This window comes from Serratia sp. ASV30, from assembly GCF_016428815.1.
In the GTDB taxonomy this organism is placed as follows: Bacteria; Pseudomonadota; Gammaproteobacteria; order Enterobacterales; family Enterobacteriaceae; genus Chania; species Chania fonticola_C.
The window spans coordinates 19,969-30,104 of sequence record NZ_JAELTL010000062.1; the positions used below are offsets into that span (position 1 = coordinate 19,969).

Annotated in this window: 12 protein-coding genes; 6 read left to right on the plus strand and 6 right to left on the minus strand. The window is 53.0% G+C overall.

Annotated features, from left to right (window positions below):
* Positions 1–197 precede the first annotated feature (197 nt).
* Positions 198–1,886, plus strand: a complete 1,689-nt coding sequence (gene fadD / locus JHD74_RS21495; protein ID WP_199063475.1) for a long-chain-fatty-acid--CoA ligase FadD — start codon at positions 198–200, stop codon at positions 1,884–1,886.
* A 90-nt stretch (positions 1,887–1,976) separates the two neighbouring features.
* On the plus strand, positions 1,977–3,098 hold the full coding sequence (rnd, locus tag JHD74_RS21500) for a ribonuclease D (RefSeq protein WP_037434853.1): 1,122 nt from the start codon (positions 1,977–1,979) through the stop codon (positions 3,096–3,098).
* 234 nt (positions 3,099–3,332) lie between these two features.
* On the opposite strand, the gene minE is transcribed toward rnd, so the two are convergent.
* Genes minE through minC form a run of 3 tightly spaced genes read right to left on the minus strand, consistent with a single transcriptional unit; the run spans position 3,333 to position 5,136 of the window.
* On the minus strand, positions 3,333–3,602 hold the full coding sequence (minE, locus tag JHD74_RS21505; protein WP_021181173.1) for a cell division topological specificity factor MinE: 270 nt from the start codon (positions 3,600–3,602) through the stop codon (positions 3,333–3,335).
* Positions 3,603–3,605: 3 nt separating this feature from the next.
* Positions 3,606–4,418, minus strand: a complete 813-nt coding sequence (minD, locus tag JHD74_RS21510) for a septum site-determining protein MinD (RefSeq protein ID WP_065685655.1) — start codon at positions 4,416–4,418, stop codon at positions 3,606–3,608.
* A 25-nt stretch (positions 4,419–4,443) separates the two neighbouring features.
* Positions 4,444–5,136 (minus strand): septum site-determining protein MinC, encoded by a 693-nt coding sequence (gene minC / locus JHD74_RS21515; protein WP_024528751.1) that lies wholly within the window; start codon positions 5,134–5,136, stop codon positions 4,444–4,446.
* Positions 5,137–5,271: 135 nt separating this feature from the next.
* Between minC and JHD74_RS21520 the strand changes: the two genes are divergently transcribed.
* From JHD74_RS21520 to JHD74_RS21535, 4 genes are all read left to right on the plus strand, one after another.
* Positions 5,272–5,544: a YcgL domain-containing protein gene (locus JHD74_RS21520; protein ID WP_021806638.1), complete on the plus strand. Its 273-nt coding sequence runs from the start codon at positions 5,272–5,274 to the stop codon at positions 5,542–5,544.
* 87 nt (positions 5,545–5,631) lie between these two features.
* The gene (locus tag JHD74_RS21525) at positions 5,632–6,666 is read left to right on the plus strand and encodes a lytic transglycosylase domain-containing protein (protein WP_024528752.1); all 1,035 of its coding nucleotides are present in this window, start codon (positions 5,632–5,634) and stop codon (positions 6,664–6,666) included.
* 90 nt (positions 6,667–6,756) lie between these two features.
* A complete protein-coding gene (locus JHD74_RS21530; RefSeq protein ID WP_024528753.1) occupies positions 6,757–7,413 on the plus strand; it encodes a fumarylacetoacetate hydrolase family protein in 657 nt (218 codons plus the stop codon).
* 212 nt (positions 7,414–7,625) lie between these two features.
* Positions 7,626–8,072, plus strand: coding sequence for a YcgN family cysteine cluster protein (locus JHD74_RS21535; RefSeq protein ID WP_021181179.1), 447 nt, complete (start codon positions 7,626–7,628; stop codon positions 8,070–8,072).
* Positions 8,073–8,280: 208 nt separating this feature from the next.
* On the opposite strand, the gene JHD74_RS21540 is transcribed toward JHD74_RS21535, so the two are convergent.
* From JHD74_RS21540 to JHD74_RS21550, 3 genes are all read right to left on the minus strand, one after another.
* On the minus strand, positions 8,281–8,718 hold the full coding sequence (locus JHD74_RS21540; RefSeq protein WP_024528755.1) for a universal stress protein: 438 nt from the start codon (positions 8,716–8,718) through the stop codon (positions 8,281–8,283).
* A gap of 139 nt (positions 8,719–8,857) precedes the next feature.
* Complete coding sequence (locus tag JHD74_RS21545) at positions 8,858–9,757, minus strand: Kdo hydroxylase family protein (protein WP_024528756.1); 900 nt, start codon at positions 9,755–9,757, stop codon at positions 8,858–8,860.
* Between the two features lie 193 nt (positions 9,758–9,950).
* A partial coding sequence (locus JHD74_RS21550; RefSeq protein WP_199063476.1) for a hypothetical protein occupies positions 9,951–10,136 on the minus strand: 186 nt, incomplete at its 5' end.

The window sequence follows — 10,136 nt, forward strand, 5'->3', positions numbered from 1 at the left end:
GTTTTTACACTTTAGGGCGGCTTAATGGCCGCCTTAACTTTTTTTGTTGTGCGGTTGCGTCGGCAATTAGTGACGCACATCGCAACCTGAATATTGTTTAAAACCCAAACTGGTACGCTGAGTTAAAATATTGTTAAAGTTTGGCTGCAATTTTGGGGGCTACGATGATAATTAGTAATGATTTCAGGAGTAATAGCTTGGAAAAGGTCTGGTTAAAACGTTACCCGGCGGATGTTCCGGCAGAAATCGATGCCGATCAATACACATCCCTGATCGAAATGTTTGAGAATGCGGTTGCCCGTTATGCGGATCAACCCGCCTTTATCAACATGGGTGAGGTGATGACCTTCCGCAAGCTGGAAGAGCGTAGCCGAGCGTTTGCTGCCTACCTGCAAAATGAGTTGGGGCTGAAAAAAGGCGACCGTGTGGCACTGATGATGCCCAACCTGTTGCAGTATCCGATCGCCCTGTTCGGCATTTTGCGGGCGGGGATGGTGGTGGTCAACGTCAACCCGCTGTATACCCCCCGTGAGTTGGAACATCAGTTGAACGACAGCGGTGCCAGCGCAATAGTCATCGTCTCCAACTTTGCCCACACCTTGGAAAAGGTGGTGTTCAAAACGCAGGTTAAACACGTTATTCTGACCCGTATGGGCGATCAGCTCTCCGCAGCCAAAGGCACGTTGGTCAACTTTGTGGTGAAGTACATCAAGCGGCTGGTGCCCAAGTACGACCTGCCGGATGCCATCTCGTTTCGTAGCGCGTTGCAGCGTGGACGCCGTCTGCAATACGTGAAGCCAGATATTATCAATACCGATCTGGCGTTCCTGCAGTATACCGGCGGCACTACCGGCGTGGCGAAAGGCGCGATGCTGACCCACCGCAACATGCAGGCCAACCTGGTACAGGCCAAGGCGGCTTATGTGCCGTTACTGCGTGAAGGGCAAGAGTTGGTGGTCACCGCCTTGCCGCTGTATCACATATTTGCGTTGACGGTGAACTGCCTACTGTTTATCGAGTTAGGTGGCCGTAGTCTGCTGATCACCAACCCACGTGATATTCCGGGCTTGGTGAAGGAACTGGCAAAATATCCGTTCAGCGCCATGACTGGGGTAAATACCCTGTTTAATGCGCTTTTGAACAATGAAGATTTCCAGAAACTCGACTTCTCCACGCTGCGGCTTTCTGTCGGCGGAGGGATGTCGGTGCAGAGATCGGTGGCGGAAAAGTGGGAAAAGCTGACCGGGCATCATTTGCTGGAAGGTTATGGGCTGACGGAGTGTTCTCCGCTGGTTGCTGGCAACCCGCATGACTTGAAGCATTACAGCGGTAGCATCGGCCTGCCGGTGCCATCTACGGATATCCGGTTGGTGGATGATGACGGCAAAGATGTACCGCTCGGTCAACCCGGTGAACTTTGGGTTAAAGGGCCGCAAGTTATGTTAGGCTATTGGCAACGCCCTGATGCGACGGACGAAGTGTTGCGCGATGGTTGGTTGGCGACCGGGGATGTCGTTACCGTGGATGATGAGGGCTTTATCCGCATCGTTGACCGTAAGAAAGATATGATCCTGGTTTCTGGTTTTAACGTCTATCCGAACGAGATCGAAGAGGTCGTCAGTCAGCATCCGAAAGTGTTGGAATGTGCGGCCATCGGGGTGCCCAGCGATGCCTCGGGTGAGGCGGTGAAGATTTGTGTGGTGAAGAAAGATGGTTCACTCACCAAAGAAGAGTTGCTAACCCATTGCCGTCGGCACCTGACAGGGTATAAAGTGCCAAAAATTGTTGAGTTCCGTGACGAACTGCCGAAGTCGAACGTCGGCAAGATCTTACGACGGGAACTGCGTGACGAACAGAAAAAGCCCAAGGCTGCCGATGCCGCCTAGGCCAATCGTTACTGCTCCTTTTCAACAGCGCCGGTGAATAGCCGGCGTTGTTGTGTTTGAATCATGAAAAACCACCAAGAGAATGATGTTTTGAATTATCAGTTGATCACTACCGATGCCGGATTGCAGCAGGTCTGCGAGCAGGCAAGAAACTACGCCCAGGTGGCGCTGGATACCGAGTTTGTCCGCACGCGAACCTATTATCCGCAGTTAGGCCTGATCCAGCTATACGATGGTGAACAACTTTCCCTGATCGATCCGCTTCCCATCAAGCAGTGGCAACCCTTTATCGACCTGCTGGCCGATACCGCCGTAGTGAAATTTCTGCACGCTGGTAGCGAGGATCTGGAGGTGTTTCTGAACGCCTTCAAGACGCTGCCGACACCGATGGTCGACACCCAAATCCTGGCGGCCTTCAGCGGCCATACGCTGTCCTGTGGCTTTGCCAAGCTGGTGACGGAGTATATGCAGGTCGATCTCGATAAGAGTGAATCGCGTACCGACTGGCTGGCACGACCACTGACCGAGCGCCAATGCGTTTATGCCGCGGCTGATGTGTTCTATCTGTTGCCGATGGCCAAGCAACTGGTGCAGGAGACCGAGGAGGCGGGTTGGACCGCTGCAGCCGATAACGAGTGCTGCTTGCTCTGCCAACGGCGCAGTGAGGCGCTAGCGCCAGAATTGGCCTATCGTGAAATCACCAATGCTTGGCAGTTACGTCCGCGCCAGTTGGCTTGCCTGCAAAAACTGGCTGAATGGCGTTTGCGTCAGGCGCGCGAACGCGATCTGGCGGTGAACTTTGTGGTGCGTGAAGAGAACCTATGGGCCGTGGCGCGCTATATGCCGGGCTCGCTCGGTGAACTGGAGGCGCTGGGGTTGAGTGGCCCGGAGATCCGCTATCATGGCAAAACCCTGGTGGCGCTGGTGGCGCAAGCGAATGCTCTGGATGAATCAGCCTTGCCGGCACCGTTGAGCAACCTGGTCGATCATCCTGGCTATAAGAAAGTGTTCAAGGAGATTAAGGCTGCCATTACGTTGGTGAGTGAGCAGAGTGGCCTTAGCGTCGAACTGCTGGCTTCGCGGCGGCAGATTAACCAGTTGCTGAATTGGCACTGGAAATTGAAAGAGAGTGACTCGCTGCCTGAGTTAATCAGTGGCTGGCGTGGCGAGCTATTAGCCGCGCCGTTGCAGGCGATCCTACAGGATTATTAATCGTTAAACATCAGGCGGGGCAGTTTAAAACAAACTGTTCCGTTTCATCTCGCTAAAAATAAAGCGAAGAAAATCTTGATCGCCAGCATTCACCATAAAGAAAGTGGTGTCAAAAAGAGCTGAGAGTTGTCTCAATAGCGCGGAGTTTTTATTTTTACGAGCGCGTTTATAACTGGACGAATATACAGTGACCTCCTGTATAAAAATATACAGGAGGCACTCATTGCATCGCAATCATTTAGGTGTTTCTTCCGATTCCGGTAGCGTCACGTTAAGTTCAAGTACCGAAATATCGTCCCCTTTCTGCTCGAATTGCACGTGCAGCATTTCGGGGTCGATCTGAATGTATTTACAAATTACCGCAAGAATATCGCGCTTTAAATCGGGCAGATAGTGGGGTTCGCTGTCCCCACGACGACGTTCTGCGACGATAATCTGCAGCCGTTCCTTGGCTACACTGGCTGTTGATTTTTTGCGGGACAGAAAGAAGTCTAACAGAGCCATGGTTTATCCCCCAAAAAGGCGTTTCAGGAAGCCCTTTTTCTCTTCTTCGATGAAGCGGAACGGGCGTTCTTCCCCTAACAGGCGGTGAACGGTATCGTCATAGGCCTTACCGGCATCGGACTCACTATCAAGAATAACAGGTTCGCCCTGGTTAGAGGCACGTAATACCGACTGATCTTCCGGGATCACGCCAAGCAGTGGAATACGCAGGATTTCCAGCACGTCTTCCATGCTCAACATGTCGCCACGGCTGACGCGGCCCGGGTTGTAACGGGTTAGCAGCAGATGTTCCTTGATCGGGGATTCCCCTCTCTCGGCACGGCGTGATTTGGAAGCCAGAATGCCCAGGATACGGTCGGAGTCACGTACTGAAGACACTTCCGGGTTGGTGGTGATGATGGCTTCATCGGCAAAATACAGCGCCATCAAGGCACCGGATTCGATCCCTGCAGGTGAGTCACAAACCACAAATTCGAAGGCCATCTCGTCGAGATCGCTGAGGATTTTTTCCACGCCTTCACGAGTCAGTGCGTCTTTGTCACGGGTTTGCGAAGCGGGCAGAATATAGAGGTTGTCGGTGCGCTTGTCTTTGATTAACGCCTGGTTCAGCGTGGCGTCACCTTGGATAACGTTCACGAAATCGTAAACTACCCTGCGTTCACATCCCATGATGAGGTCAAGATTACGCAGACCGATATCAAAGTCGATCACCACGGTTTTCTTGCCATTCTGGGCCAAGCCGGTCGCAATGGCCGCACTTGATGTGGTCTTGCCAACGCCCCCTTTACCCGATGTAACAACAATAATGCGTGCCATGAAATGGATTCCTTGTCAAAAGGGCTTAATTTAAAGGTTGTATGGTTAAAGCATTATCCAACAGGCTGAGCCTTGCTGCCTGCCCGAGGTACTCGGACGGGATCTGATCGCTCAACCAGTACTGCCCTGCGATAGAGACTAGCTCAGCACCCAGGTGCGTGCAAAAAATCTGACACTGGGTATCGCCAGAGGCGCCAGCCAGTGCACGGCCACGCATGCTACCGTAAATATGAATATTGCCGTCGGCAATCAGTTCGGCACCGGCGCTGACGCTGTTGGTGACGATCAAATCGCTGTTACGGGCGTAAATCTGTTGACCTGAACGGACAGGAGTACTGATGATGCGTGTTTTGGCTGGGGCATTATCAGGCACTGGTGCGATCACCGGAGCCTGCGGGGCCGCCTTCTGGCCTTTACCTTCATTGAGCAGTGGCAAACCGGCGCGGGCGATGGACCGTTTCTGCCGCTCATCTTTGCAACCGCTGATGCCGACCACGCGCAGCCCAGCCGCAGTGACAGCCCGTTGAATTTCTTTCCAGTCTGCGTCGCCGTTCAGCGTAGCAACATTAATAACAACAGGGGCATTTTTGAGAAAAGCTGGCGCTTGTTCCACCTTTTCTTGCAGTGCCTGGCGTATTACCTCGGGTTCGCAATTATGTAAATGAACCACCGATAGGGTAAAACTGCTGCCTTTTAGCTCAATTGGCGATTGTGACATCTATCCTGACTCAGTCTCAGCAACTTAAATCCCCGGAATACCACTCGGGGTGCGATATTCCGAAGTACTATAAGCATGTTATAGTCAGAGTTATATCCAGGCAAGACGCTGCCTCAATTAAATAGAGTTTTAAAAATGTTTTGTGTCATCTATAGAAGTGCCAAGCGCGATCAGACTTATCTTTATGTCGAAAAAAAAGACGATTTCTCTCGGGTGCCGGAAGATCTGATGAAAAGTTTTGGCACTCCGCAGTATGCCATGATGCTGTCGCTCGACGGGCGTAAGAAATTGGCCTCAGCGGATATCGAGAAGGTGAAAGAAGCCCTAAAACAGGAAGGGTTTTATCTGCAGTTCCCACCGCCGGTGGAAAACCTATTAAACCTTCATTTGTCTGACGCCAACAAATAACCTGGCGTCGATTTTCAACCCTGTGTTAACGCCAGCTTTTAAGCATCATCTGCATCTGGCGGCAGGTCGTCACAGGTAGGGAAAATCATGAAGAAGATGTCGATGATGCTAACGCTGCTCCTTTTGGCTGGCTGCGTTAAACAGGTGGGGGCGGCTCCTGCGTCTGCACCTGTTGCACCGCCTGCCGGGAGTACGCTGGCCGAAACCGGGCGTGATCCCGCGGAGTTCCCGGCCTATGTGGAACAACTGAAGCGGCGGGCCATCAAGCAGGGTATCCCAGCGGCTACCGTTGAGAACGCGTTTGCCAACGCGCATTTTGTCGATCGGGTGATTAATGCCGATCGTAATCAGTTGGAAAAGAAAATTACGCTGGATGATTACCTCAGCCGAGTGTTGCCCACGTGGAAGATCCAGCGGGGCCGCGAGATGCGTCAGCAATATCAGCCACGGCTGGCACGAGTGACGGCACGTTATGGCGTCCCGGAGCAATATATTGTCGCGCTATGGGGTATGGAAAGCGCCTTTGGCAAGATACAGGGTAAGGAAGACGTTGTTTCTGCGTTGGCGACGCTGGCGTTTGAAGGCCGCCGTGAAGCGTTCTTTACCAAACAGTTGATGGCAGCCTTACAGATTATTGAGCAGGGCCACGTTGATGCGGGCAACCTGAAAGGGTCTTGGGCGGGGGCGATGGGGCAGAGCCAGTTTATGCCGACCTCGTTTTTGACCTATGCCGCAGATGGGGACGGTGACGGTAAAATCGATATCTGGAATAATCTCGACGATGTGTTTGCCTCCACCGCCAACTACCTGGCTACCGAAGGCTGGCAGCCTGGGGTTGGTTGGGGCCGTGAAGTCAAACTGCCCGCGCAATTCAATGCTGAACAACTAGGGTTGAAAGATTCCCAGGGGCATCGCGAGGAACAGTGGGCGGCTAAAGGGGTGGTGTTAGCGGATGGATCACCTTTACCAGCCTCAGGCTTGCGTAGTTGGGTGATTGCTCCAGATGATATGCAAGGACGCGCATTCCTGGTTTATGATAACTTCCGTACTCTCATGCACTGGAATCGTTCGTATTATTTCGCGATCAGCGTGGGAATGATGGCCGACGGTATCGGTCAATAGGTCGGTAACTACCAGGTGCCTGGCATGGCACCCCGTACGTATCATGGGCTGAGATTATCTGGCCCTTACACTGTGGTTGGGAGAGGCGGTATGTATCAACATAGAGACTGGCAAGGAGCGTTGCTTGATTTCCCGGTAAGCAAAGTGGTTTGCGTAGGCAGCAACTACAGCGATCACATCAAGGAGATGGGGAGTGTCACCCCGCCTGAGCCGGTGTTGTTTATCAAACCTGAAACGGCATTGTGTGATATTCGTCAACCGGTAGCGATCCCCAAGGGGCTGGGGTCGATTCATCATGAAGTCGAGTTGGCGGTGCTGATTGGCACCCCGTTAAAGCAGGCCAATGAAGATCGTGTGGCCCGTGCCATTGCGGGCTATGGCGTGGCGCTGGATTTGACCTTGCGCGATCTGCAGGCCGGCTTCAAGAAGGCGGGGCAACCTTGGGAAAAAGCCAAGGGGTTTGATGGCTCTTGCCCAATCTCCGGCTTTATTCCTGTGGCTGAATTTGGCGATCCGCAAAATACCGAGTTGTCTTTGTCGATCAATGACGAACTGCGCCAGCAGGGTAATACCCGCGATATGATCAATCCGATCTTGCCGCTGATCGCCTATATGAGCCGTTTCTTTACGCTGCGTGCGGGCGACATCATTCTGACCGGTACTCCTCAAGGGGTCGGGCCAATGGTTTCCGGCGATATGCTGAAAATTTCGCTTAACGGTAAAACCCTCAGTACCCGAGTGATTTAATCCCGCTCTGTCTTTCTGCCTGTCGGGCTTTCTGGGTGCTACAGGCAGAAACCTCATTGGTGCCTTACACTGTAATTATCCACGTTGGATGTCGTTGCGGCTGGCAGGGGCAGCCGGGGAAACATTTCCTTTTGCGCTGAGTGTCTATATAGTGTGCCCCCTTGAACCTGCTTGCAGGTGGTTTGTTCATTTACCTATTTTCGGAAGTCGATATGTCACAACTCCCTTTTTGGCAACAGAAGACGCTGGACGAAATGTCTGAGGCAGAGTGGGAATCGCTGTGCGACGGATGTGGGCAATGCTGTCTGAACAAGCTGATCGATGAAGATACCGATGAGATTTACTTCACCAACGTGGCCTGCGATCAGCTCAATATCAAATCCTGCCAATGCCGCAACTACGAGCGCCGCTTTGAGCTGGAAGAAGACTGCATCAAGCTGACGCGCGAAAACCTCACCACGTTCGACTGGCTGCCGCCAACCTGCGCCTATCGCCTTATTGGCGAGGGTAAACCCTTGTTCGACTGGCACCCGTTGGTCAGCGGATCAAAAGCGGCAATGCACGGTGAGCGCATTACCGTACGCCATATCGCGGTGCGTGAAAGCGAAGTCGTGGATTGGCAGGACCATATTCTTAACAAACCTAGCTGGGCTAGGTGAGTAATGGTATGTCGAAATAAACTAACTAGCTGTATCGAATAGTGTTACAAGTGAGAGTAGAACGCCGACACGCCGTGAACCTGTCCACGGGGGGCTTGTGGGGGCGAATCGCGCATCCCTGCGCTCAACGGGCGGCTAACCTGCAATGACGCCCATCATGTCTCAAGCTTGTGGTGTTGCGGTATTAAAAGCGGTCTGGGCAGTAGGCTTATCGCACCACCAAGACCGAGGTTTTGGCATACCTGACGACCGATGATGCCGTTGTGCCAAGCAAGAAGGTAGTGATACTTGGCCTGCGCGAACCGACAACGATCAGATCGGCGCTGATCTCATCTGCAAAATTTAAAATCCGATCCCGTGGCGCGCCGATCTCTACCGAACAGTGCACTCGACCTTCCGGGATATCAAACGCCGTAACGGCTTTCTTTAACTCCGCTAGCGCAATTTGTATCCGCTCATCATCGCTGGGCAGCAACCGCTCGGGGTGCGACAGACCATACTCATAATATGAGAGCATGGGGGAAAGTACGGCGAGGAAATGGATATGCGGGTAGTCGATGCTTGCCAGTGAATTAATAGTGGGAATGACTTTCTGTGTTAACTCGATTTCAGCCAAATCAATGGGCGCTAAGATAGTCTTGTACATACAACCTCCATAATGAGTAGGTGATGTGCATACTACTGCGTGATTAATCTACCAAATTTGCTGCAACATTGGGGTGACACAGATCGAAGTTATGGCCGATCCACCGAATAACCCGCGGATCGGCTGAAAAGCCAGGTTTCTATATCAATGGCTTGTGTAACATGTCTTGCAAGACGTTCAGCGGGGCATGGTGCGGGTTTTTCATGGCGCTCACTGGTAAAATAAAGGTTTGTTCCAGCATATATTGCCCGGCCATGGCGGCATGCGGGGTTTGATCGGAAAAACAGATCCAGCTGCTTCCAGGGGGGAATTCAACCGCCTGCTGGGGGCCGCTTTCCTGATAGTCTTTATCTGCCTTCATCGCATCGTGCATTTGCAGCATCAGGTGATCGTAGTGGCTACGTCGTGTTTTGGTAATGCCAACTTTATTTTGCAACCAACTGGAGAAGGGCGAATAACGTTTCAGGCGTGGCAGAAAACGTTGTGCCAATTCCGGGAACGGCTCCCCAACGCGCCACTGGCGGCTTTCACCATGAGGGTTGATGTTGGTGAATATGCGTAAAATACGGTTGCCATAATTGGGGCGCGAAGGGAACGCATCCACATGCAGGCGGCGGTCGTCCTTGCGCCATGAGGTCGTGGCTGTCCAGGCGGATATCGGATGCAGGCGCAGGCTGTTGGTGGGCATTTGCACTGCGTGCCGATATTCGGGCAGGACGGAATTGACTAAATGCTGGCAGGCTTGATAGTGCCGAGCCAGTAATTTATGTACCGCTTCGCGTTTGGCCTCAAGCGCAACCCCCGTCAGCTTTTGCTGTTCTGGCTGGTAGCTAATATTTTTGCGTTTAGGATCGACCAACTCTGGGGTGAGTAAGGTTTTTTCCGCGTCGGTCAGATTAAAGGCCAGATGAGGGAAATAGAGCACCTTGCCGCTTTCCAATTCGGCTACTGCATCCAGATTGGCACAGGAGGTGGCATTCCAGTCTAAATAGGGCAGCGTTGTGATGGCCGATTGCAGATTGATTTTATTTTCTGACATAGTGTTCCCTTGCTCAAAATACCCTGTCTATCTTATTGGCTGCGACTGTTCAGTGGGTGAGCGCCTGCGGTCTTGGTAGACGTAGGCGTTTATCATGCAGAGCATAGCCGAAATAGCCCCCTAATCGGGCAGCCAAGTTAAACGAAAGTTAAACGAGAGGGTAAATAAATCAGGGCGGATGAGGGGCTGTCTCTTATACACATCTCCGAGCCCACGAGACAGGAGGTATCATCGCGTATGCCGTCTTCTGCTTGGAAAAGGGGGGGGGGGGGGGGGGGGGGGGGGGGGGGGGGGGGGGGGGGGGGGGGGGGGGGGGGGGGGGGGGGGGGGGGGGGGGGGGGGGGGGGGGGGGGGGGGGGGGGGGGGGGGGGGGGGGGGG